The organism is Roseovarius litorisediminis, from assembly GCF_900172295.1.
Lineage (GTDB): Bacteria > Pseudomonadota > Alphaproteobacteria > Rhodobacterales > Rhodobacteraceae > Roseovarius > Roseovarius litorisediminis.
The window spans coordinates 12,976-36,673 of the sequence record NZ_FWFL01000015.1; the positions used below are offsets into that span (position 1 = coordinate 12,976).

A 23,698-nucleotide genomic window follows, 5' to 3' on the forward strand; every position below is an offset into this window, starting at 1 on the left:
CGCGTTACTATTGAAAATGCCAACCGTCAGTTGGAATGTGTTCCGCTGCACGACAGGCCAGTATATCTTTCTCAAGTGCCTGATATATGTATGCACGGTCTTCCAAGCTGGCGATGAATTGCTTCTGATTTACAGATGCAACAGCATTACGCATCTGAGCGCGAAAAGGTTTTGGTACAAAAAAGCGCGCCATTCTCCGCGCTTCGGGGTCGCGCATGAATTTTGCGACACCCGACATACGATAACTATGAGACGCATTTTTGCGGGAGATCGGTGTCGTTGGGAGAATCGAACAACCCAAAAAACGGGCGATATTTTCTGAAAGCGCTTTGGGGTCCTGTAATTCATGGTACCCCAGAACCATAAAATCATCACCAAAAACCTGTCGGTACTTTTCGATCTTTGCAAAATAGCGGCTGCGGCGAAGATGATAAAACAGCGGCTGCCAATGATCCTGATATCTGCTGTTTTCAAGATCAATTGAACGGCGCAGTCCATCAGATTGCAAGTGATCGCGCAGAGTATGCTGATACTCGGAAATAACCCTGTCCACCGGATCTCGCAGAATGCAGGCAATTTTAACATGAAACCGCTGCGCCCATGACTTTATCAATTCCGGAGAGGCATCACACCACAAATAATCAGTCGAGGCATCTATTGCCCAATCGCCAGCCTCGCCTGCAAAGCCCTCCAGATACTCTGTCTCGTTTGAAATTGCGCTTTGCAGAAACCTGTCGGCCCCTGGGCCTGTCCAGGAGGTGTCATGAAAATCGGTAAAAAACCGTGGCTCCTTACCCTTGGAGTGCAGGTGAAAACCGGGCCAGTCTTTCATCCAGTTGGCGATCGCAGTTGTTCCGCATTTGGGTGCCCCTGCCAGGATGAAGAAATTGTTGGGGTGGCCCATTTAAGTAACTCCGGGTGCGACATAGAACAGTCCAATATCCGGTCTTTTCCTAGTTGAATATTCGCTGCGGCGCCAGAGCTACCAATGCTGCTCCCTGGCTTGAACTGCCATTTTGAGGGAAAAGCAGGGTGTTTTGTCAGCACACCGGTTGATTTTTTTGCGCATACCTGAAAGCTGCATAAGGATATTGCCACAGATTTTCGTCAGGATCACATGAATGGCCGAGACAGACAAAGCGCCACAGCAAAGCCGGGACGTGGCGGTAGTGGTTATCGGCCGAAATGAAGGCGCGCGGCTGATACGGTGTCTCAAATCCATAACCCAATCCGTAACGCGCGTTGTGTATGTCGACTCCGGCTCAAATGACGGGTCTGTCGAGACCGCAAAATCGCTTGGGGTAGATGTGGTTGCTCTTGATATGACAACGCCATTCACCGCCGCTCGGGCGCGAAACGCGGGCTTGAAAGCGCTGGAAGACAACAAACCCAAATTTGTACAATTGATTGATGGTGATTGTGAATTGCATCCGGCTTGGATGGGCCACGCTTTGGACTTTTTAGAAGCCAACCCTGATGTCGCCATTTGTGCTGGTCGCCTGCATGAACGCGCGCCCGGTGCCTCGGTCTATAACTGGCTTTGCGATCAGGAGTGGAATACACCCATCGGCCAGAGCAAAGCCTGCGGTGGTATCGCTTTGGCGCGTTTTGACGTGCTGGAAAGCATGAATGGTTTTAATCCGAATCTGATTGCAGGAGAGGAGCCGGAACTCTGTGTCCGGCTACGTGCAGCAGGTTGGAAAATCTGGCGGCTTGACAGAGATATGGCAGTACATGATGCAGCGATGACGCGATTTGGGCAGTGGAGTAAACGGCAACGCCGCGCTGGCTATGCCTTTGCCGAAGGGGCGGCGATGCATGGCGCGCCTCCTGAACGTCACTGGGTTGCAGAAACACGGCGCGCGTTGCTTTGGGGAGCTGTATTACCAGTTGCCATTTTGTTGTCTATCGCGCTTTTCGGTCCATGGTCGGCTTTGGCGCTGCTGGTTTACCCGGCTCAGGTCGCCCGCGTTGCACTGAGGCAAGGTGGTGATCTGGATGCGTGGAAGCTTGCCTTTTTCCTTGTCCTTGGCCGATTTCCCGAAGCCCGGGGGGTGATCGAGTATTGGTTGGTCAGGCTGCGGCGGGGACAGGCCCGTCTGATAGAGTATAAATAACGGTGTTAGTTTTCTGTCAGGCTTCAATATCTTCGGCGAAATACACCTCGAATTGCGAGCCGCGAATTGACTCGATGCAGTCACCATAGTTTTCAATCAACTCGCTGATCGGCTTTTTGAGGATTTTTTTCATTCTTGTTCTGGTTTCGATTGGGTGCACGTCCAGAAATCGAAAACAATCATCCATGATTTTCTGTCGGGTGTCGTTGTCGCGGAACAGATCATCATACGAAATCACCATTAAACGGTCAGCCTCTATTTCGTTAAGCATATTCGACAGCAAGGTATTTTCACGGTCAATTGCCTTGAGAAGCCGCAAAAATTCCGGTGGTTCCACATGTAGCTGGATGTCAGTATCGGCTGTATCATCTCGCACGGCCACGACCCCGGTATTGCCAAGCATCAAGGTTGAAACCAATCTGTCGGCGACATTCGCCCTGATCAGGCCTATGACTTTAATCTGTGGCCTGTCTTTCAGATATTGACGCAGCCCGTAACGTTCGAAATTAAGCGCAAAGTCCTTTACACCGTAGGTTTCGATATTGCGAAAAACTTTGACCGCTTCTGGCTGGTTTTTTCTGCGTTTATCAGTGCTGCGATACATATTGGCGAAACGCGCAAATTTAGGGTCCAGAAGAACCCGATCCAGATAGGCCGTGTCAGATTTACGATACAGACGCAATCGGCGCTGCACTTTTCTGATCTGGTTCCATTCACCAAGCACCTCGCCGAAGTTAAGAACTTCGGGGTGTTGGTTCAGCATGTCACACAAGGTGTTGCTGCCGCTTCGCCCTAAAGTCAAAACGATGTGCCGGTTCATATATGGGTCCACTCTGCCAAGCCGTTGCTGCTAGAATAGCCTTATTCAAATGGGGAAAACCACCGTGCGGTTGATGCCCAAGGTAAAGTCACCAGCGACACCGGCACATTTTTCGGCGAGAAACCCGGAAACATGGATCAGGCGAGAGTCACCAGCCAATCGAGGTCTGTCATATCCAAGCTTTCGAACACTACGGTGTCCACACCGTTTGTGATCATCAACTCACCTGTTTCAGTAGCGCCGAAAGCATCAACAAATGACTGATTTGCCGCAAGAAAACCATCAAGCTCAAGCGTATCTTCAGCACTGAAATCCTTGACTACGTCGTTCCCTGACCCTGCGGTAAAGTAGAACCGGTCTGACCCTTTACCACCCTTAAGTACGTCATCGCCAGCGCCACCGTTCAAAAGATCGTCACCACGGCCACCTTGGAACCAGTCATTCCCGTCGCCACCGATAAGAGTATCATTGCCGCCGCGCCCGATAAGCACGTCGTCGCCTCCATTTCCATATACTTCTTCGTCCATGCCGTTTCCGACAAAGCTATCGTTCAGGGAGGTCATGACAAAGTTGCTGGCGTGCTCAACAACGCTGCCAAACTTCAGGGCCGTCTCTGTCGCACTTCCCGAGATTTCAAGACCGTCTTTCGAAACCTTGTTGTACTGCAGGCTCCAGTAATTTGCAGACACGGTTTCACCGTCTACAGCAAGTAGCGTGTCCCTGTTACTGATAGTGTGGGCCCAAAATGTTTCACCACCGGACGAATTCAGTTCCTGACCTAGAATTGAATTGGTGCCCACGCTCGCGATCTTGATGCCACTGCTTTCACCGGGCTGAACCAAAATCTCTACCTTGCCATTGAATTCCGCCGCGTCCGCGATCTGTTGGTCCAAACCCAGCTGAAACGTTCCGGTATCGGTTCTATCCTGGTCGACAGGCTCATCAGTTGGCGGAGGGGGTAAAGGAATTTGTTCATCCGTAGTTGGTAAAGGTGCAGGGATTGCATTTTCAATCTCCAACCCATCAACATTTCGGATGTCGCCGCCATCGAACTCAATCTCTTCGACATCAAACACGTATTTCTCACCGTCAGGACCGACAATCCGAAAACCATTTCCATCTTTTGTGATGCTGTAGTCATCGAAACTGCCGTTAAGAATGATGCGATCTACACCTTCGCCACCGTTGATGCCATCGCGACCGGCACCTGCAACAAAAACATCATTGCCACCGTTGCCAACCAGATAGTCCTCTTGCGCGGTTCCAATAAGTAACTCACCTTCGTTGGTACCCTGCACGGTGATGCCTTGCTGGTAGGCATCCTTTGCGGCCGCATCCCACCATGGAGTCCCGTTCTCCATCTGATCAAGCAAGAAATCACCACGCGGGTTTTCATCCTCCAGCGAACTCCAAATCCCCCAGCTTCCGTATTTGCTGGGGCTGGAAACCACGCCAAATTGCATAAAAGCGCCGTCTGAAACACTGGCCCAGGCATTCCAGAGCTCTTCATAGAGCTGGGCCATTTCTGGGCTGCGCACAAACTCACTCATAAAAGTGGTCAGTGCCGTGGTCTGCTCAGCTGTCAGACCTCCTACAGAAAAACTATGGTGTACGTGTTGCCCACCCTCATAAGCCACAAGATCCAGGCCGAATTTATCGCCCGCTTCTTTGCTATTTATCCATTGTGCCTGCTGCTCAGGAATCGAATTGGGATAGTCTGGATCCATGAGTTTTTGGGCAAGCCAGGCAGCGGCATCAACATCCGGATCCTCGATGGCATTAAGCAATTCTTCGCGCAATTCGGCCTTTTTTATGGTTTTGCTACCAAAGTATGTCGTGATGGCGACTTCATCAAATACGGTCGTTGGATCAATGAACCCGTCAGGTTCCATTTCCTGCCAGACTTCGGCGTTCATCATTCGATCCAGCGCCCAGGCGTTGCCAGTTTGAGTCCCTATCACATTTAGCAATTCCGGCGCTTCGGCGTTTGCCGCAAATACTTCCTGCCAGATCGACCCAACTTCAGTGGCCCGCTTGATCTGATAGTCAATAAATGCAGTCCCCGTATCGATGCCCCACTCTTCAAGCGCCTGGTCTCTCATATAGTGGGTCTGCTTGAACGCAAAATTCCACAGTTCATTGGAATATTCGACACGCACTGTCAGTGCAGGGTCCAAGTTGTCCCTTACATATTCAGCAAATTTTCTAACATATTCATCATCTGCCATGTGCGGCATTGTAAACCAGGGATCTGTGCCAGCCTCGTTGGCCAATTGCACCATAAGCTCAACCGGTGCCCCGTCTGCCATCCATGTAGCGCTGTCCATGGTGGGACGATCGTCCCATGACTGCGCGTCAGAACCATTTGTTCGCATCCAGTCCATAAACCGGAACTCGCGGGCATCTGCAACAAATGCCAGCCATTCAGGATTGAACACTGCGCCAGATTCGTACAATTCTAGATCGTCTTCGTGCACCACCGAAATATTGCGAATATAGTCACCAGTTCCCTCAGGATCAGTTTCCAGAATTTCAAGCAGAATCGTGCCGCCGTCGGTGTTTTCGAAAACGATACGACCATCTTCATTACTGAGGACATTGACGCCGGAACCTTTGAATCTGAATTCACCAGTTCCTTCGTACTCCATTATATATACACCGCTGCGATAAGCGGTCGCATCAGATTCATCGCTCCAAGCCCAGACGGTTGACACTTTGTCCTGACCTTCGGGAATATGGGTCACCCAGCCGTTTTCATCCAGATAACCGCCATCTCGAAGATCTTCATAAGAATAGCCTTCACTACCCCGGCCACTTACCCATGGCCGCATGGTCTTGGCGATATCAATGAAGGGCGAATTGGTCCCGTAGTCGTTCAATCCACTCAAATTAAATGAAACAACCGGATTATCAGACCCAACGGTATCAAGAGGTGCCACTGTCATATTGTTCAAACCTTTTATGCCGAATTTCCGAAGGCTGACACGGAGAAAAATGGCCGTAACAATTACTCTGAACTAAGGGGATGCCTGCCTGTTTGACGCCAAGGAACCCTAATATTGAGGCATTTTATTGACGAAATCACGGTGAATCTTCGGGTTGGGCGAAAGCCCGCTAGATGAAAAAATATTGTCGGCTGATTTTCACCGCTCGATTTCAAGCCTATTCTTTTGGCGAATTGACACCAAGTTTCCGAAACTTCTTGAGAGCTTCCAGCGTCTGATTTTCAGCACATTTTCTGTGGAGTAAGTGTCGGGCAAATTTTTCCGAATTTGGCATAAAATACTTCTATGCGGCGCGTGGCTAAAGCGGTGCATTGCGGGCTAAAACGTCACGCAACTCTGGATTCATTGGCATAGCTGGCAGGGTAGATGCCCACCATGAAAGCCGTTAAGAAAGAAAATTGTAAGTGCATGACAAGATTGCCGTAGCGGTCTGGAAAATTGAGCGGAACAAAATGGGCATTGTGAACAAGATAAAACACAAAGCGCGGCAGAAATGGCTTGCCCGGCAATCGCTCGAGCGGCTGCAGGAAATTTTGTCGCAGCGCCGCGGCGTTCTAAGCCTATGCTACCACGCGTTGTCACCTGAACTGAACGGATATGATTATCGAACGCAGCCCGCAGCGTTTGACACCCATTTGGCCTTTCTGAAAGAAGTATTTGATCTTGTGCCGGCATCTGCCGCAGTGTCCGCTTTGCGCGACGGTACAATCACCCAGAAAAACCGGCCTGTAGCCGTCTTGTGTTTTGATGATGGCTATCGTGACAACCTGACCAAGGCCACTGGAATCCTGGAAAAACACGACGTCCCTGCCATTTTGTTTGCTGCCCGTGATCTGATCAAGAAAAACACCCGAACCCACATGTCCGAGGATGAACTCAAAATTCTGGCAGCCCATCCCCTTTGGGAGTTGGGTGCACACGCAGTGACACATAATGTGCTGACCGGGTACCTGGCGGATGATCAGCTACAAGAGCTAACTGAATGCCGTGACTGGTTGTCTGATCTGACAGGCAAAACACCTAAGGGTTTCGCTTATCCACAAGGGCAACTGAATGAAGGATTGGTTGCCCTGGTTCGCGATGTATATGAGCACGCTTTTGCAACCGATAACCGGGCATCACGGAAATTCGACATTCATCAGATCAGACGGCATTGCCCAACCTCAGCCGAGGACGACATCAAGACCTTTGCATGTGCCTTGATCGAAGCCCCCTTTGAAAATGGCTTGGTCTGATCAGGTTCCTTCAGTCGTTAGTGGTGAAGGGTTCTGGCGCGGATTGCTGCCAATAATCTTGGCAGGAACTCCAATTGCGATCGAATTTGGCGGAATGTTGCTGTAGATTACTGAGTTGGCACCAATCACACTGTTATCGCCGATTTTGATATCCCCAACAATTACAGCGCCCGCTCCTATATCGACAAAATTACCGATTACCGGCTTTGCTTTGATATCGCGTGTCGATCGGATGCCAAAGGTTGTATTCTGGCGGATAAACACATCGTTGCCAATTTCGCGTGCCCCAAGAATCATGCCGCCAAAGTGCTCAAGCTTTACCCGCCGACCAACTTTGACGGTATAGTCCAGCTTTATTCCAAAAAAAAGTTGCGTCAGCTTGTTCAAAAAACGGTAGATAATTGTCAGCGGCGCCCGAAAAACCCGCCACTTTACACCCATTCGCCAATTGCCAAATCGATGAACCAACAGCATCAGAAACCCCTGATGAAAAATGCTGGCATCATTGGTTCGATAATCTTCGCGGACAAGTGACCAAAACGAAATGTCCTTGGGGTTCATGTTTTCACGCCCGTCCGGCAGTGGTGGTGCACCAAAGTCAGACAGTTTGATGTCGCCTGCGTCTTCAAGCAGTTTCTCCAAGTCACGGATTGGCAGGCTTTCCCAATTCTCGGGTGCATTGCCAAGCGAGCTTTGAAGCAACAGGGTCATTTGCAGGTGGTTAAGTGAATCGCCCCCAAGGTCGGAAAAGGATTTTTCGTCATCCATCGCGCCTTGGCCCAGAAGGTCGACCAGATAATCATGAATGTTTTGTCCAGTGCCTTCATCATATATCTCAGCCGTCGTATCAGAAGTGTCTTCTTTCAACGTCGCAATCAGTTCTTTTCGTTGAAGCTTTCCGGTTTCAGTAAAAGGAAATTCCATGACATGACGCACACTGACAGCCCCATGAACCTCGATGCCCAACTGCCTGCCATAACCGGCTATTGCATCCAAAAGTTGTTGTTCTGCCTTTGCGGCATCTGGTCCAAGCGCCAACATTATACCATCACCGCGTATTGGATCCGGCCATTTTACAACGGCGAATTTTCCGGGATTAGGGACTGCTTTCTTGAGGTAGTCCTCGATCAGATCGGGCATAATCTTGATACCCGAGCAATTGATCATGTCGTCAGCGCGCCCTTCAAAATACAAATACCCATCTTCAATGCGGCCCATATCCGAGGTGGTCAGCCAGGCCTCTGGTCCCAACTCCAAAACCCGATCGCTGTAGTCAATTGCCTTTGCTACATTTGGCCCTTTGATTTCCACGCAGCCGGCCTCATTCAATCGTATCTGGATTGAGCCTTCGATGCGGCCGATTGCCTCCAGTTTTGACTCGGGCGTGTCGTGAATGGGCAAGAGGGTTGCGCGTGACGCTTCGGTCAGACCGTAATGCTGCACGATTTTGGCATTGGGCAACGCTTTTCGCAGCTCACTCTTTTCACTTCCGGTCATATACTGGCTGCCAATTTCAACCCATTTGATCGCCTGCAACTCATCGCCGAAAATGTGCCGGTGTTTCAGAAAGATCCTCAGCAGGCTGGGAACCGCAGACAGCGCATTTATCTCGCCAGCCTTTAGCATTCTCTGAATTTCAAACAGATCGAACCCTTTGGGAGGGATATAGACAGCACCGCCGGCATTCAGAACCACCCGGCAACGCGCATATCCGAATGAATGATAAACCGGAACACCAACATATTCGCGAATGTCACCAGTGATCTGCATGGCCTCGGTCAGACGCGTTACCGCGTCATGAAGGTTCGAGCGGGTTAACAAAACCGCCTTGGGCTGACCTTCGGTGCCCGAAGTGAATGAAACCAACGCTGGCGTATCACCGCCCTCAGATTTAAACGGGGTTTGCAACCATCCCGTATCATTGGAAGGCATGGTAACCTGCGTTGTGCCGGTGCGGTCCGTGCGCTCGGAATCGTCTTTGTAGCGCAAGGGCACGCTGACGCGGCCATCCCTCAGATTTTCCAGCAAGATGCGAACATAATCGGTGCTGTTGACAGCAACTACACCACAAGTCGTTAAGTTAGACCACATGTTCACACTCATACGGCTTCCGTTCTCCAACAGTTCAGTGCTTACCATAAGGCAGGGTGAAACTGTTCAGCATATAATCACGCCATAAATACGGCGGGTTTTCGATTGGTTTTGACCGTAACAACCGGTGTGTCCTGTAGACAACATCGCCGGCAAGAAACATGAAATTGGCCACCCCCAATCCAAGCCAGCCGTAGTGGTCCCGGAAGAATTTGTTTCGCGACCGAAGCCAGAAGGATGGTACACGTTGGGGTTTGCCTGCTCCGGGGCGCATTCCCGTTGCCTGACCGGCAATGTGTACAACGCGGCTTTCGGTAACGTGCCATATGGCATGACCAGCCTTTCGCACCCGCTTCATCAGATCGGTCTCTTCGAAATACAGGAAATACCCGTCATCCATCAACCCGGTCTCATCCAGAACAGATCGCCGCATCATGAAGCTTGCACCACTCACCCAGTCAACTTCCTGAGTTACGTCCATGCCCCCGACCACAATCTCCGAAGCTGGGAATTTCCTGGCCACCGCATTGATCCGCGCGCCTCTGAAGAATTCTCGTATCGGCGACGGGAACCTAAATCCGTAGGCGCGGTAACTTCCATCAGGATTTTCCAGTCGGCTGCCCGCAATTGCCACATTGGGGTTTTCATTCAGAAAATCCGCCAAAGCTTTGACTGCACCGGGATAAATGTATGTATCGGGATTCAGAAAATGGATAAAATCAAAATCCTCATCTGGCAGGACCCGCGTTTTTACGATGTAGTTGTTACCAAATGCAAAGCCGCCGTTTTCTCCGATTTCAAAACAGCTGGCCCAGTCCAAACATTCAGTGGTGATGAAATCGCTGATGAGTTCGACAGATCCATCTTGAGAATCTGCATCGCCTACAAAGACATTAACATCTCCGCTATCGCCAATTTCGTGCTCTAATGACTTGAGACATCCGATCACCAATTCTGGTGTTTTGTAATTCACAATGACAATTGCAATTTTCATAGTGTATTTTCCAGAATTGCGCGCCTTTGACTACATAACCTACGCTGAGCAGACAATCGATTGAATAACACGGGCGTATCGCGCGACGTTAATAATTTATCAGCACTCTCATTTGATACACAGTTACTTCAGATAGGTTTTTTGTACCGCCGTCATCTGGCGCAGAAGTTCCCTGTGTTTATTGCTAAAACCCAGCCAGCGGGTGATTTTCTCACCCAGAAACAACCTTGCGCCAAACCGACCAATCCCGAACTTCCAAAGAAATATCTTCTGTCCCAGTTTCAGGCGCAGTTTTTCAAACGGGCCAGGAACCCTGCCTTCTCCCAGAAGTTCGTAACCGCGGGCCCTCATCAATTTGCCTGCCTTGCCTTCAAGCAGCTCAATTTCCTCTGGTTTGCAACGATGCCGCCATTGCTCGACAAGCGATGGGTCCGGTGGAGCATAGCTGGTGCTTTCATGGTATTGCAGCATTTTATCAGTAAATGAGACACCGAAAGTATCGCACACACGTCGCAGAGACTCTTCAGTACTATAAAAAAGATCTTCGTATTTAAGCTGCAGTATTTTAGTGCCTTCATGCCCTCTGATGGCGCAGTCCCAAGACTGTTCGGTTTGAATCCAATGGTTGACGCCATAGTAAAGTGATGACGCCCAACCCATACCGATGGACGAGCGCGCAACATCGCGCGGATCCCGTATGAGATGCACAATTGCAGCGGTCGGGAACAGTCTTATCAGGCGATCAGCGTGGCGGTGCACTGTCAAAACCAGAGTGCCGGGATGCTGAGCGTGCAGCTGATCCAAAAAATCTGAAAACAGATCCAGCCCTGTTTTTCCCTTTGGAATTGTTAGATCATGTGCTTGAAAAATGCGATCAGCCTGCAACGCGACAAGATCGTAGCGCCAATTTGTTGAATGCAGCGGATCCGGGCTAAGATGGTCAAACAAAAAATCCATCTCACCCGGATTACTCAGTTCTGGGTGTGCATTCAGCATGAGCCGAAATACGGTTGTGCCTGATCTCAATGCCCCAAACACAAACACCGGCTCGCGGTTCTTACCCAAATTGTAGTCTTTGATCATTGCGAAATTTCCGTTTTGACCATATTCCCAAGGTTATGGCCATGTTTTGAGGGGCTTATGTGGCATGGACAAGGCTGTTTATAGACAAGATGCTTTTTCGATACAAAAATCAGCGGCAAAATTAGTCGACCAAGGTGTTTTTGCATCCCATGTACGAAATGTTGGACAGTGCGGTGCCTGCCGCTGTAAATCGTTTTACTCTTGAACTAGTATAGTTCCGTAATGCCCAATACGTTTGCCTATATTGCCTTGTATGCCTGGCCTTTGGTTGTGATCGTCCTCTTCAGGACGATGCCTCTTCGTGTGGCCATGGTTTGGTCGATTGTTGCGGGATATCTGCTTTTGCCAACAAGGGCCGGTCTTGATCTTCCTATGTTTCCGGCGATTGACAAGAACTTCGTACCTGTGGTTTCGGCCACAATTATGTGCCTCGTAGTCACGCGCCAAAACTCTGCGTCACATGCCAGGGCCATGCGCAAGTTTTCGCATTCTGACTCGAATTTAGCAGCAAATAACGGCGACGAATTCCAGGTTCGACGTGGCCAATTCTTATTTTACGGGCTTTTGCTGATCCTTCTGGTTGTTTCGCCAATTACGACAGCTTTAAACAACACCGATCCGATCATAACGGATCTGGGTTTTCTGAAGGGACTCAAATTTTATGACGCACTTTCAATCAGCTCTACGGCGTTGGTCGCTATTTTGCCTTTTCTCTTGGGTCGCCGGTATCTCGCGAGTGAAGACAGCCAAAAACTGTTGCTGACGGTTTTTGTTGTATCTGCTTTAGTGTATTCGCTTCTGGTTTTGTACGAAGTGCGTATGAGCCCACAGCTGAATATCAAGCTCTACGGCTTTTTCCCGCATTCTTGGGCTCAGCATGTCAGAGAAGGAGAGTATCGACCACTGGTATTCCTCAAACACGCGCTGTGGTTGGCTATCTTTATTTCGATGGCAACCGTTTCGGCATTCGTTTTGTTCCGTTGCGCCGGCAACGGGGGGCGGCGTATGCGTTTCCTGTTGGCCGGCCTTTACCTGTTTTTCGTACTTTTTGTGAGCCGGTCACTTGGCCCGCTCTCTTTGGCATTGCTGTTCATACCGTTGGTAATTCTACTGCCTCGGAAAACCCAAATTCTTTTTGCCGCTCTCGTCGCGGGCGCGGTACTCACTTATCCCGCCCTGCGCAGCGCCGATTTGGTACCTGTCTACAGGGTTCACGAGTTTGTACTTTCCTTCGATGAAAAACGGGCCGGGTCACTGATGACGCGCCTGGAAAATGAAGATCGTCTTATGGAACACGCTAAAACAAAACCAGTCACAGGCTGGGGGGGCTGGGGGCGTTCGCGCGTTCGAAATGAAAGAGGACGCGATATTTCATTGACTGATGGATTTTGGGTGATCGTCCTCGGTGTCTCTGGGTGGTTGGGATATATAGCGCAGTTTGGATTGTTAACCCTTCCGATGATTTTCTTAGGCCTGCGGAGACGACAGTACAACCTGCCACCCATCACGGCCGGAATGTCGCTTGTCCTGGCGGTTTCGTTGTTGGACCTGATCCCCAATGCAAGCATAGAACCAATTGTCTGGCTACTCGCCGGTTCGATGATGGGATGTTATCAAACTTTGGCAAAGGCTGTTCCCAAACATTCCGATGGGCGGCTTAGACCTGCCGACCCCAGTGCTTCCATCCACGAAAACAAGCCTGTGGGCGAAAGTGAACGGCCGCAAAGAAGTGGCATTAATCGGCCGCTTCATGTCAGGAAACCCCGCAGTTCAGCATAAGGTCTTCCACCGTTTCAAGCAGTTCTTTGAGCGATCGGCCCAAGCGATCAAGGTGCTTGATCACGAGACTGTGCCCTGTTCGGGCGTGGTCAAGATGTGCCGTTAATTCGGGGCAGTCAAAGTGTTTGCCTGAAACAACATCCTCGAAAATGCGGATGGCTGCTGCCTCTTTGAGGCGTGCAACTTGCCCTGTGAGATCCTGCTCGGGTGTGGAAACGCGGGCACATCCAAGAATATTCCCAGTGCGGCTCACAGGCTTGTCTCTTTAACGAACGGTTTTGGGGCAGTTTGTGTGGTTTTGGTCAAACTGTCCGGTACGAACTCACAAGCATGCCGCCAACTTGACGATACCTTAAGGCAAGAAGAAACAAGGCGTTGCCCATTCCGGTTTCTTCTTTCGGAAGCTATCCCCGCCGGAGGCATCGCACCTTTCCGCAGGTGGCGCCGGTGCGGTTGTCAGAACCATCGACTTGCGGCCATCGAGATGCGCTTGCCAAACCGACGGGCGGTTTCCATATCGGGCGCCTCGATCAGCAGGGATTTGTCCCGCGATGAGGTGGCGGAAAGGCCCAGCCAGCTGCCGGCGCTGTTGATGTCAGGTTTTTCCGGATCGACCGGCGCACCGATCTCGGCCTGGCCAACCCAGATCATGCCCATCTGGGCCGCATAGACAGCCAGCCGCATCAGCGTGGAAAGTTTATCGCCTGAGGGAAAGGTGGCCACGGTAAAGCCGCCTGCGATCTTGTCGGCCCAAAGCTGTGCTGGCCAGCGGTCGGACGCCTCTTCCAGAAACGCATCATAGCGTGCGGCGCTTGAGCCCATGTAGGTTGGGGTGCCGAATATGATGGCCGGGGCAGCGTCAAGGGCGTGCCAGTCGGCATCGGTCATCTGTTGAATATCGATCACCCGGGCGTTCCCTGCGCCCTGTGCCACGGCCTGTGCCAGACGGGTTGTGTGGCCGCTGCCCGAGAAAACGGGAATGGCGATCGGCGGGTTTGTTTGGGGGTCTTTCATGGCCGTAGGGTGGGTGAAGTTGCAGTCGGGTTCAAGAGCGGTTTTGCGGTTTTGCAATCCGGCATCAATCCGGCCTATTGTCACCTGCAAAACAGCAGATGAGGCACCCATGAATCAGGTGAAGGACCAGTATGAGGCATTTCCATACCCCGAGCGTGATCCCAGGGACGAGGCCAGGCGGCTGATCACCGGATCGCCTTCGCATCCGCTGGAGATAGATCATTACCTTTTTGCCGGGCAGCGCGATTGGTCACAACCGTTGCGCGTGCTGGTGGCAGGTGGCGGCACCGGTGATGGGCTGATCCAGCTGGCTCAGTTGATGAAACAGGCAGGTAAACCGGCGGACATCACCTATGTCGATCTGTCGCGCGCCTCGCGTAAACTGGCTGAAGCGCGTGCGAAGATACGTGGGCTGGAGGGCCTGAAATTCATTACCGGATCGCTGCTGGACGCGTCTGATATGGGAGAGTTCGACTATATCGATTGCTGTGGTGTGCTGCACCATCTGCCCGATCCCGGTGCGGGGTTTGCCGCATTGCGTGCCGCACTGGCCCCCGGCGGCGGTTTGGGGTTCATGGTTTACGCGCCATATGGCAGGTCGGGCGTTTACCCACTGCAAGAGGCCTTTGGCACGCTCTATGGCGATATGAAACCCGAGGCCCGGCTGAAAGCCGCACGCAAAATCATGGCGGCGTTACCTGCGGGACACCCATTTAAAGCCAATACCAACCTGGGCGATCACCATGACAGCGATGCGGGGTTCTATGATCTTCTGCTGCATTCGCAGGACCGGGCGTTCACCGTGCCGGACCTGCTTGAGGTGATGGCGGGCGCTGGGTGGGAACTGAGCGGTTTTACCATGCCTGCGCTCTACGATCTGGCGCGTATTACTGACGTACCGGGGCATCTGACTGCGGCCGAGCAGATGGCCGTGGCCGAAAAGCTGCGGGGCACGATCAAGACCCACGTGGGCTATGCCGTGCCCGCAGGCGAAGGGCGCGCGACGGCCAGTGGCCGCAATCGGGCGTTGGTACCGCATATCAAGGGGGCTGATCCGCTGGCGCTGGCGCAGGCGATCGCAAAAGGCCAGTCGCCAAAGCTGAGTTTTGCTGGGGTGACCGCACGACTGAATCTGCCAAAACAGACGGCCCCGCTGGTGGCGGCCGTCGACGGCCGCCGCTCCCTGACCCAGATCGCTGCAAAGGCGGGGGCAGATCCGATCGGGATGGGGGCGCTGTGGGGCAAGGTTGAGGCCGAACTGGCAGGCTGGGGCATGCTGCTTTATTCCTCGATCCTGCGATAACGGCGATGTGCGGGCGGATTGCAAACACCCTGCCAAGCGATGCCATGGCGCAACTGTTCAGCGCGGCACCGGCCAATGACCTGCCAGAGGTCCCCAATTTCAACATCTGCCCAACGAACGACGTGCATGTGGTGACGGCGCAGGATGGGCAGCGTCGTCTGGGTGCGATGCGCTGGGGGTTTCTGCCGCATTGGTACAAAAGCCCCTCTGACGGCCCGTTGCTGATCAATGCGCGGGCTGAAACGATTGCCGAAAAACCCGCCTTTCGCGAGGCCTGTCGCACCCGGCGCTGCCTGATCCCGGCCACCGGTTTTTACGAATGGAGCAAGGATGAGGATGGCAATCGTCTGCCTTGGTATATCCATGCCAGCGATGGCGCGCCGATCGCTTTTGCCGGGATCTGGCAGGTCTGGGACAAGGGTGAGGCGCCCGTGACAAGCTGTGCGATTGTCACGACAGGCGCCAATGCGGCGATGTCGCGCATTCATCACCGCATGCCGGTGATCGTGGCACGCGATGACTGGCCGCTTTGGCTGGGCGAGGCGGGCAAAGGTGCCGCGACGCTAATGCATGCGGCGCCGGAAGATGCACTGGAATTCTGGCGGGTGGATCCGAAGGTGAATTCCAACCGCGCCAGCGGACCAGAGCTCATTTCACCTGTGTAAATGCTGTCTCGCATAATCGGGCCCATTTTCCCTGGTTGTTTGATGCCGATACAGCGACAATAAACGGAAGAGTTCGACACTGTTTCCAGTTTTTATTAAAAAACAGGAACTTCAAGAAAACCATAGGCATTGCTGAATGCCGTGTGTAAACAGAGTTTTCTGGGTCGGGTTTTCGAGAGGAATGACATGTTTAATAAATTAATTTCAAGCGCGGCGGTTTGCCTTTCTGTCTTGGTGGGGTCTGCGGCAAACGCAGCGACAACAACCTATACTGATCGCACGTCGTTTGAGGCGACGCTGGACGCCAGCGTGACGGATGACTACCAAAATGCCGGGTACGTGTTTATTCAGGACAACGCCACAATGAGCGGTGTCCTTGGCGAGACGGATTATGAATCAACCGGGTTCCTCAATCACAATATCGTTCAGAGCAGCGGGTCATATTGCGCAGGGTGCAACGGGTCGTTCATTCTGAGCTTTGCAACGACATCTGTTGGTACGGTCGCTGGCGTTGGCGGCGTAGGTTTTGACTTTTTCAATACGTCGAGCACTGTTTCGTATAATGCGTTTGTCACATTCGGTGACGGCTCGACAACGAATTACGCCTTGCCCATCGCTTCTACGACGAGCCTTGATTTCTTCGCTTTGACATCGGACCTATTGATTTCGTCGATTGCCTTTGGTTTGGCCAATGGCGGCACGACCCAAAGTGGCAGCTTTGGAATCGACAACCTGACAATCGGGTCAACGGGAACTGTTCCGCTGCCAGCCGGGTTGCCGCTGTTGCTGACCGCGATGGGTGTATTCGGCGTAGCCCGGCGGGGCCGCGCAAAAGCCTGATCAGCCTGACCATAAAACTCTAATAAAAAACGCCCCTGACAACCTGTCGGGGCGTTTTTGTCTTATCTGGCCGTCAGGATTCTGATCCGACGTTTTGCTCAAAGGCGACTTTGAATTCAGCTTGTTTTTCGGTGCTGGCCTCGGTCTGATACTTGGATTTCCACGTCTCCATGGTCATGCCGTAAAACGCCTCGCGGCCTTCTTCCTTGGTCATTTCGATGCCGCGCGCGTTGGCGGCTTCCTGATACCAGCGGCTCAGACAGTTGCGGCAAAACCCGGCAAGGTTCATCATGTCGATATTCTGCACATCGGTGCGCTTTTCCATCAGGTGTTCGCGCAGGGCGCGGAATGCTGCGGCCTCAAGCTCGATTTTTGTCTGGTCGTCCATCGGGTCTCTCCTTTTGCCTCATAACATGCGCTTGAGGTAGGGCGGGTTCAAGTCCGTCAGGCGCACCGTCAGGCTGCCGACATCGGGCATATGGGCCTGCAATTCATCCATCACGATCTGCGCCAGATCAGCGCGGGTTTCTTCGGAACGGCCTGGGATCAGAAGCAGCGTGGCGTGGGCAAATGTCTGCGGTTCCACCCCGATGCGTCCGGCTGTGGCGGCAATGGTGCGGGTGCGCACTGTATCGGGGCCTTTGACCGAATGGTGGCTGGCAAAGCGCTGCCAGAGCGTATCGCAAAGGGCCTGCAGGTCATGGCTGCGGTCCAGCCCGGTAGAATGTTCAATAACGATATGGGGCATGGCAGTCCTTTCTCAGACACCGGCGGTTTCAGCGGCCTCGATCAGAATGGGTGCAAGGCGCGTGGCCCAGGCAATCTGATCCTCTACTTCCTCGATCAAGTCATTGCGAATCTCAATCAGGATGTTGGGACGCTCATAGGCAATTGCGTGGCGGGCAATGGCATCACCGGGGAGGTGGCCGCCGTAAGGCTCGTTCTCGCCAACGCAAAGGTCGGTTTCGCGCTTCAGCCGGGCCGACAGTGGCCGTGAAAGCCGTTCGTCTGCCGCATAAAGCAGGCCGATATGCCAGGGCCGGGGCGGGTGACCCTTGAGTTGCCGGGTGAAGCTGTGGACAGACACGATCACGGTATCGTCGCGTCGGGCGGCCAGTTCGGCCAGCGCGGTGTGATAGGGCCGGTAACAACGGTTCAGCCGCCGCTGAATCTCGGTTTCATCCGCGTGCCGGTTGCCGGGAATGATCGTGCCGTCATAAAGCTTCATCAGCAGGGTCGGATCATCCTCGCCCCGGTTTGGATCGATCACAAGGCGTGAAAAGTTCGTAAGGATCGCGGGGGCATCCAGCGCTTTGGCCAGAGCGCGGGTAACGCCTGCCGCCCCCACATCATAGGCAATGTGACGGTTCATATCCGCCTCGGGCAGGTCCAGCGTTCCGCCGTTTACAAATGGGGGTACGGTGTTGGCAGCGTGATCGCAGGTGACCAGCCAGCGGGCCGGGCGATCGGCACCTTCTATTTCATATGGTTGATACATTTTCACGACATTTCTTTCCTCAGTCCCATCTAGGGCAGTTGCGAGAGGATGTGAATTGGGCAATAAGGCAAATAAAAGCGTTAGCGATAACGTGGAATGCGTAATTTTGTGCTGCGATCCCGACAGCGGCATTGACATTACCCCGCCGCCCGCCAGACAAAAACCTTATGATGCCGCAAGACAAGACGGGAAGAAGGACCAGACCATGAGACGCCACCGCAATGTCAAGATCGTGGCCACGCTGGGCCCGGCCTCTTCAGATTACGACACCATCCGCGCCCTGCACGAGGCGGGCGCCGACGTGTTCCGCCTGAATATGAGCCATGGCATACACGATGAAATTCGCGAAAAGCACCGGATCATCAGGCAGATCGAAAAAGATCTGGACAGCCCGATTGCAATTCTGGCCGACCTTCAGGGCCCAAAGCTGCGCGTCGGTGTTTTTGCAAATGGTGAGGAAGAACTGGAGCCTGGGGCGTCCTTCCGTCTGGATCTGGACAAGACCGAAGGCGATGCCACCCGGGTGAACCTGCCGCATCCCGAAATTTTTGCCGCGCTTGAGCCCGGGGCGTCTTTGCTGGTGAACGACGGGAAAATCCGCCTGAAAGTAACCGAATGTGGCCCGGATTTTGCCGATTGCGACGTGGTGATCGGGGGCACAATCTCGAACCGCAAGGGGGTCAATGTGCCTGACGTTCTGCTGCCGCTGGCAGCGCTGTCGGAAAAAGACCGCGAGGATCTGGAATTCGTCTGCCAGTTGGGTGTCGACTGGCTGGCGCTGAGTTTCGTACAGCGCGCCGAAGATGTGGAAGAAGCGCGCGCACTGTGCGCCGGACGCGCGGCAATTCTGTCGAAGATTGAAAAGCCTTCAGCGGTGACCGGGTTCAATGCCATTCTGGCGGCTTCAGACGGTATCATGGTGGCGCGTGGCGATCTGGGCGTGGAACTTCCGGTGCAGAACGTTCCGCCGATCCAGAAAAGGCTTGTGCGTCAGTGCCGTGCGGCGGCCAAGCCGGTGATCGTGGCCACACAGATGCTGGAATCGATGATCGAAAGCCCGATGCCCACCCGGGCCGAAGTCAGCGATGTGGCAACGGCGATCTACGAAGGCGCTGATGCGATCATGCTGTCGGCCGAATCTGCGGCCGGTGACTATCCGGTCGAGGCTGTGACCACGATGGACAACGTGGCCCGCGAGGTTGAAAACGATCCGACCTACCGCGAGGTGATTGAGGCGTCACGCCGCGCCAGCCGTACCACAGTGGCCGATGGCATCGTCGCCGCCGCCCGCGAAATAGCCGAAACGACGGATATCAAGGCAATCTGCTGTTTCACCCAGTCGGGTACCACTGCCCTGCTGACAGCCCGTGAACGCCCGCGTGTACCAATCATTGGCCTGACCAACCTGCGCGGCACCGCTCGCAGGCTGGCGCTCAGCTGGGGTGTCAACCCTGTCATGACAGGCGAGCTGGATCGCTTCAAGATGGCTGTGATCAACGCCGCACGGGCCGCCCGCATGCAGGGCTATGCTGATGCGCTGGATCAGATTGTGGTCACGGCGGGTGTTCCGTTCAACGTGCCCGGAACAACAAATATTCTCAGGGTTGCACCCTGTCAGGAAAGTTTGATTTATTCCACCGATCCGGGATAATATCGCTGTCGTGTTTTCAGTTGCGATTGCGGAGGACTTATGGATCCTGACCTGGCAATGGTTGTTGGCGTAGTGCTTGGCGTTTTTACCGTGCCTTTGATAATGTCGGCGATTTCGGATGGGCGCGCGCCCCGAGTTGCGGCCTTTATGGTCATCGCTGCGGGGGGCCTCGTGCTTTGGGCGATAAATGAAAAGCCGGGGGGATATTCGATCAACGAATTGCCTGACCTGCTTGTGACTGTGATCGCACGTTATCTGACCTGACCGCTAAGCCGATCACAGAATCCCCCTTGCGAAACCCCTGGCGGCGGCGTATACGGCGCCTCTCAATGCGTGACCGGCCAGAAGTGGCATGCCGAGTCGCGCTTAAACCGACCTATCTGTGAGGAGCCGGAAATGCCCAAGATGAAGACTAAATCGAGCTGCAAAAAGCGGTTCAAAGTGACGGCCAGTGGCCGCGTGGTGGCCGCCCAGGCCGGCAAGCGCCATGGTATGATCAAACGCACCAACAAATTCCTTCGTAACGCGCGTGGCACGACCACGCTGTCAAAGGCTGATGAGCAGATCATCAAGCCGATGATGCCCTACGCTCGCTAAGGAGGACCTGATAGATGTCACGCGTCAAAAGTGGGGTAGTTACCCACGCCCGTCACAAGAAGATTACCAACGCAGCCAAAGGCTATTATGGCCGCCGCAAGAACACCTTCAAGGTGGCCACTCAGGCCGTCGACAAGGCCAACCAATACGCTACCCGCGACCGCAAGAACCGCAAGCGCAATTTCCGCGCCCTGTGGATTCAACGGATCAACGCCGCCGTGCGCAGCCATGATGAAGCGCTGACCTATTCGCGCTTTATCAACGGTCTGAGTCTCGCCGGTGTCGAAGTGGACCGCAAAGTGCTGGCCGATCTGGCCGTGCATGAACCGGCCGCTTTCGGTGCGATCGTGGAACAGGCGAAATCAGCATTGGCACAATAAGCCAGTCGTCTGCGAGGGACGAAACGGAACGCCGTTGGTTTTATAACCGGCGGCGTTTTTGTTTTTGACGTACTGTTGGTAGAATGAGCGCCTGCGGCGCGCTGGTTTGTCTCGTCCTCCTTGCGTCGTCCTCGGCGTACTTGGCGGATGTGACGGATTTAAATCGTGTAGTGGGTATGGCAGATGTTGTGTAGCCTCCGGCGGGGATATTTTGGGCAATGAGAAACGGGGACTGGTATTAAATACCGTCTGGCGTAGGTTTGCATATCATGGACCACAAGGCTTTTATCAAAGGGTTATCTCCCGACACGCTGACCGCTCTGAACCAGACGCAGAGCGCCGCCGGGTTGCGGCACCTGGCGGGACATGGCGGGCTGATTGTGGTCTTTGCTTTGTGGATTGCATTGGGCTGGCCATTATGGGGGCTGGCCTTGGTGGGGCAGGGGATCGCGATCTGTTTTCTGTTCACACTGGAGCATGAGGCGACTCATAAAACACCATTCCGGTCGCTTGTCCTTAATGAATGGGTTGGCCGAATTTGCGGTGTGCTGATTGCACTGCCGTTTGAATGGTTCCGTTATTTTCACCTTGCCCATCATCGGTACACGAACAATCCGGAAAAAGACCCTGAACTGCTGGCCGGGTCCAAACCTGACACAATCGGCAATTTCATTGTGCACATCTCAGGCATTCCCTATTGGGTCGATATGCTGGACCGGGTGATTGGCAGCGCGTTTGGACGTGATGCCGGGGGATTCTTGCCGCAACGCGCCCGCCGGCGGGTGGTGATCGAGGCGCGCTGGATGCTGCTGGTTTACGGCATAGTGCTTGCCAGCTTTTTCGCCTCTTCGCTGTTATTCTGGATATGGCTTTTGCCCTGTCTTCTGGGTCAGCCGTTTCTGCGACTGTATCTGTTGGCAGAACATGGCCGCTGTGCCTGTGTCGCCAATATGTTCGAGAATACGCGGACGACCTTTACCAACCGAATTGTGCGGTTTCTGGCGTGGAACATGCCCTATCATGTTGAACACCACACTCTGCCGCAGGTGCCATTTCACAAGTTGCCTGAGGTGCACAGACATATGCAGGGGCACCATCAGGTAACTTCAGATGACTATGCCGAATTCACTGCTGAATATGCCAGTCACTTGCGCTGAACGCGCAGTCAGGGTAACCCGCCATCTGACCGCTTTAGCAGGACAAGAGTGATGGATGATCTAAGAGAAAAATATATCAGCCTGATTGCCGAGGCCGCTGACGAGGCCACGCTGGAAGACCTGCGTGTGCAGGCGGTGGGCAAAAAGGGCGAGGTCAGCCTGCAAATGCGCGAGTTGGGCCGCATGAGCCCCGAGGAACGGCAAGTTGCGGGCCCGGCGCTGAATGCCCTGAAGGACGAGATCAACAGCGCTTTGGCTGCCAAGAAACAGGCGCTGGGTGATGCGGCGCTGGATGAGCGTCTGCGCAGTGAATGGCTGGATGTCACCTTGCCCGCCCGCATACGCCGCCAGGGTACGATCCACCCGGTCAGCCAGGTGACAGAAGAGGTCACGGCGGTATTTGCCGACATGGGGTTTGCGGTCGCCGAAGGCCCGCAGATCGAAAGCGACTGGTATAATTTTGATGCGCTGAACATCCCCGGCCACCACCCGGCGCGCGCGGAGATGGACACGTTCTACATGGCCCGTGCCAAGGATGACGATCGCCCGCCGCATGTGTTGCGGACCCATACCAGCCCGGTGCAGATCCGCTCGATGCAGGAACACGGCGCACCCATTCGCATCATCGCACCCGGTCGCGTCTACCGCGCCGATTACGACCAGACCCACACACCGATGTTCCATCAGGTCGAGGGGCTGGCGATTGACCGCGATATCTCGATGGCCAACCTGAAATGGTGCCTTGAGGAATTCGTAAAGGCGTTTTTCGAGGTCGACGATGTCGAGCTGCGCTTTCGCGCCTCGCATTTCCCGTTCACCGAGCCGTCGGCCGAGGTCGACATCCGCTGCTCGTGGGAGGGCGGCACGTTGAAGGTCGGCGAGGGCGATGACTGGCTGGAGATTCTGGGCAGCGGCATGGTGCATCCAAAGGTGCTGGAGGCTGGCAAAATCGACCCCAATGAATGGCAGGGCTTTGCCTTTGGTCTTGGGATTGACCGGATTGCGATGCTGAAATACGGCATCCCGGATTTGCGCGCGTTCTTTGATTCCGATCTGCGCTGGTTGCGGCACTACGGCTTTGCCAGTCTGGATGTGCCGACGCTGCATGGCGGGTTGAGTAGGTGAAGCGAGATTTAGATCGAATGCGTGATCTACTGCTCGCTATCGAAGATCATTCTGAGGGCCGGTTTTCACCTCTGGATGGTCAAATAAGTGGCCCTAACAAAGGCGACGACTGGTCTGAAAAGGACTTATACCAAATCAGTTTGATGTGGGAAGCAAAGCTTCTTCGGGAAGCGAGAAAAGCGAACGAGGAGATTGAACCTGGCCAGTACTTGACGATTAGGGCCTGTTAACACTTAATCATATCGACGATTAGGGCGAAATTCAGGAAAGCGCGGTACATGACGTCCAGCTTTTCGAACCTTGAGAAGATGCGTCGGTATCCTTTCAGCCTTCGAAACAGGCGT

23 protein-coding genes and 1 pseudogene are annotated in these 23,698 nt (G+C 53.6%); 12 read left to right on the top strand and 12 right to left on the bottom strand.

Features of this window, described 5'->3' with window-relative positions; genetic code table 11:
• Positions 1–7: 7 nt before the first annotated feature.
• On the bottom strand, positions 8–904 hold the full coding sequence (locus tag PEL8287_RS18745) for a sulfotransferase domain-containing protein (protein WP_085893978.1): 897 nt from the start codon (positions 902–904) through the stop codon (positions 8–10).
• Positions 905–1,121: 217 nt separating this feature from the next.
• Here PEL8287_RS18745 and PEL8287_RS18750 point away from each other — a divergent pair, with 217 nt between their 5' ends.
• A complete protein-coding gene (locus tag PEL8287_RS18750) occupies positions 1,122–2,117 on the top strand; it encodes a glycosyltransferase family 2 protein (RefSeq protein ID WP_085893979.1) in 996 nt (331 codons plus the stop codon).
• A 16-nt stretch (positions 2,118–2,133) separates the two neighbouring features.
• Here the strand turns inward: PEL8287_RS18750 and PEL8287_RS18755 are convergent, their stop codons facing one another.
• Positions 2,134–2,937, bottom strand: a complete 804-nt coding sequence (locus PEL8287_RS18755; protein ID WP_085893980.1) for a sulfotransferase — start codon at positions 2,935–2,937, stop codon at positions 2,134–2,136.
• A 137-nt stretch (positions 2,938–3,074) separates the two neighbouring features.
• Positions 3,075–5,882 (bottom strand): calcium-binding protein, encoded by a 2,808-nt coding sequence (locus tag PEL8287_RS18760; RefSeq protein ID WP_085893981.1) that lies wholly within the window; start codon positions 5,880–5,882, stop codon positions 3,075–3,077.
• 464 nt (positions 5,883–6,346) lie between these two features.
• On the opposite strand from PEL8287_RS18760, the gene PEL8287_RS18765 reads away from it, so the two are divergent.
• Positions 6,347–7,177 (top strand): polysaccharide deacetylase family protein, encoded by an 831-nt coding sequence (locus PEL8287_RS18765; RefSeq protein WP_085893982.1) that lies wholly within the window; start codon positions 6,347–6,349, stop codon positions 7,175–7,177.
• Here the strand turns inward: PEL8287_RS18765 and PEL8287_RS18770 are convergent, their stop codons facing one another.
• From PEL8287_RS18770 to PEL8287_RS18780, 3 genes are all read right to left on the bottom strand, one after another.
• Positions 7,178–9,268: an AMP-binding protein gene (locus tag PEL8287_RS18770; protein WP_176228701.1), complete on the bottom strand. Its 2,091-nt coding sequence runs from the start codon at positions 9,266–9,268 to the stop codon at positions 7,178–7,180.
• A 34-nt stretch (positions 9,269–9,302) separates the two neighbouring features.
• Complete coding sequence (locus PEL8287_RS18775; RefSeq protein WP_085893984.1) at positions 9,303–10,262, bottom strand: glycosyltransferase; 960 nt, start codon at positions 10,260–10,262, stop codon at positions 9,303–9,305.
• Between the two features lie 123 nt (positions 10,263–10,385).
• Positions 10,386–11,345: a sulfotransferase family protein gene (locus tag PEL8287_RS18780; protein ID WP_085893985.1), complete on the bottom strand. Its 960-nt coding sequence runs from the start codon at positions 11,343–11,345 to the stop codon at positions 10,386–10,388.
• 222 nt (positions 11,346–11,567) lie between these two features.
• Here PEL8287_RS18780 and PEL8287_RS18785 point away from each other — a divergent pair, with 222 nt between their 5' ends.
• Positions 11,568–13,124, top strand: a complete 1,557-nt coding sequence (locus tag PEL8287_RS18785) for an O-antigen ligase family protein (protein ID WP_085893986.1) — start codon at positions 11,568–11,570, stop codon at positions 13,122–13,124.
• Here the strand turns inward: PEL8287_RS18785 and PEL8287_RS18790 are convergent.
• Positions 13,099–13,377, bottom strand: a complete 279-nt coding sequence (locus PEL8287_RS18790; RefSeq protein WP_085893987.1) for a recombinase family protein — start codon at positions 13,375–13,377, stop codon at positions 13,099–13,101. The two genes, PEL8287_RS18785 and PEL8287_RS18790, sit on opposite strands and share 26 nt — an antisense overlap.
• A 203-nt stretch (positions 13,378–13,580) precedes the next feature.
• A complete protein-coding gene (locus PEL8287_RS18795) occupies positions 13,581–14,249 on the bottom strand; it encodes a flavodoxin family protein (protein WP_235862344.1) in 669 nt (222 codons plus the stop codon).
• On the opposite strand from PEL8287_RS18795, the gene PEL8287_RS18800 reads away from it, so the two are divergent.
• The 3 genes from PEL8287_RS18800 to PEL8287_RS18810 all read left to right on the top strand — a co-directional run bounded on the left by PEL8287_RS18800 (position 14,248) and on the right by PEL8287_RS18810 (position 16,946).
• Positions 14,248–15,441: a class I SAM-dependent methyltransferase gene (locus tag PEL8287_RS18800; RefSeq protein WP_085893988.1), complete on the top strand. Its 1,194-nt coding sequence runs from the start codon at positions 14,248–14,250 to the stop codon at positions 15,439–15,441. The genes PEL8287_RS18795 and PEL8287_RS18800 overlap by 2 nt on opposite strands.
• Before the next feature lie 5 nt (positions 15,442–15,446).
• Positions 15,447–16,106: an SOS response-associated peptidase gene (locus PEL8287_RS18805; protein WP_085893989.1), complete on the top strand. Its 660-nt coding sequence runs from the start codon at positions 15,447–15,449 to the stop codon at positions 16,104–16,106.
• 186 nt (positions 16,107–16,292) lie between these two features.
• Positions 16,293–16,946, top strand: a complete 654-nt coding sequence (locus tag PEL8287_RS18810; RefSeq protein WP_085893990.1) for a VPLPA-CTERM sorting domain-containing protein — start codon at positions 16,293–16,295, stop codon at positions 16,944–16,946.
• A 73-nt stretch (positions 16,947–17,019) separates the two neighbouring features.
• Here the strand turns inward: PEL8287_RS18810 and PEL8287_RS18815 are convergent, their stop codons facing one another.
• The 3 genes from PEL8287_RS18815 to PEL8287_RS18825 are packed head-to-tail and all read right to left on the bottom strand — an operon-like array spanning position 17,020 to position 18,444.
• Positions 17,020–17,334, bottom strand: coding sequence for a DUF1244 domain-containing protein (locus tag PEL8287_RS18815; protein WP_085893991.1), 315 nt, complete (start codon positions 17,332–17,334; stop codon positions 17,020–17,022).
• A gap of 18 nt (positions 17,335–17,352) precedes the next feature.
• Complete coding sequence (locus PEL8287_RS18820) at positions 17,353–17,694, bottom strand: tautomerase family protein (RefSeq protein ID WP_085893992.1); 342 nt, start codon at positions 17,692–17,694, stop codon at positions 17,353–17,355.
• A 12-nt stretch (positions 17,695–17,706) separates the two neighbouring features.
• Positions 17,707–18,444, bottom strand: coding sequence for an N-formylglutamate amidohydrolase (locus PEL8287_RS18825; RefSeq protein ID WP_085893993.1), 738 nt, complete (start codon positions 18,442–18,444; stop codon positions 17,707–17,709).
• 205 nt (positions 18,445–18,649) lie between these two features.
• Here PEL8287_RS18825 and pyk point away from each other — a divergent pair, with 205 nt between their 5' ends.
• The 6 genes from pyk (at position 18,650) to pheS (ending at position 23,354) form a co-directional block, all read left to right on the top strand.
• Positions 18,650–20,095 carry a pyruvate kinase gene (pyk, locus tag PEL8287_RS18830; RefSeq protein WP_085893994.1) on the top strand — a complete coding sequence of 482 codons (1,446 nt, stop codon included), beginning with the start codon at positions 18,650–18,652 and terminating at the stop codon, positions 20,093–20,095.
• Positions 20,096–20,134: 39 nt separating this feature from the next.
• The gene (locus tag PEL8287_RS18835) at positions 20,135–20,359 is read left to right on the top strand and encodes a hypothetical protein (protein ID WP_085893995.1); all 225 of its coding nucleotides are present in this window, start codon (positions 20,135–20,137) and stop codon (positions 20,357–20,359) included.
• Between the two features lie 132 nt (positions 20,360–20,491).
• Complete coding sequence (gene rpmI, locus PEL8287_RS18840) at positions 20,492–20,692, top strand: 50S ribosomal protein L35 (RefSeq protein WP_085893996.1); 201 nt, start codon at positions 20,492–20,494, stop codon at positions 20,690–20,692.
• A 14-nt stretch (positions 20,693–20,706) separates the two neighbouring features.
• Positions 20,707–21,072, top strand: coding sequence for a 50S ribosomal protein L20 (rplT, locus tag PEL8287_RS18845; RefSeq protein ID WP_085893997.1), 366 nt, complete (start codon positions 20,707–20,709; stop codon positions 21,070–21,072).
• 269 nt (positions 21,073–21,341) lie between these two features.
• Positions 21,342–22,229: a fatty acid desaturase gene (locus PEL8287_RS18850; protein WP_085893998.1), complete on the top strand. Its 888-nt coding sequence runs from the start codon at positions 21,342–21,344 to the stop codon at positions 22,227–22,229.
• A gap of 51 nt (positions 22,230–22,280) precedes the next feature.
• Complete coding sequence (gene pheS / locus PEL8287_RS18855; protein WP_085893999.1) at positions 22,281–23,354, top strand: phenylalanine--tRNA ligase subunit alpha; 1,074 nt, start codon at positions 22,281–22,283, stop codon at positions 23,352–23,354.
• A gap of 226 nt (positions 23,355–23,580) precedes the next feature.
• Here the strand turns inward: pheS and PEL8287_RS19870 are convergent.
• Positions 23,581–23,698, bottom strand: a pseudogene (locus PEL8287_RS19870) (IS5-like element ISCARN85 family transposase); the annotation flags it as partial.